Annotated in this window: 1 protein-coding gene; it reads left to right on the forward strand. The window is 53.0% G+C overall.

Features of this window, described 5'->3' with window-relative positions; all coding sequences use genetic code 11:
* On the forward strand, positions 1–217 hold a 217-nt coding region (locus tag MMP60_RS15885; RefSeq protein ID WP_277603771.1), incomplete at both ends, for an Ig-like domain-containing protein.

Consider the following 217-nt stretch of genomic DNA (forward strand, 5'->3'; position numbering starts at 1 on the left):
GCACCAGTACTTGATCCAATCAATGCAACAGATCCGATTACCGGTACAGCAGAACCGGGTTCAACCGTAACGGTGACTTTCCCAGATGGCAGCACTGCCCAAGCAACGACTGATCCAGTGAGTGGGGCATGGACTGTAGCGAATCCGGGTAATTTGGTGGATGGTGATACGGTTACCGCAACCGCAACTGATCCAGCAGGCAACATCTCTCTACCAG

It is taken from the genome of Acinetobacter sp. ANC 4805 (assembly GCF_022549495.1).
Taxonomy (GTDB): Bacteria; Pseudomonadota; Gammaproteobacteria; order Pseudomonadales; family Moraxellaceae; genus Acinetobacter.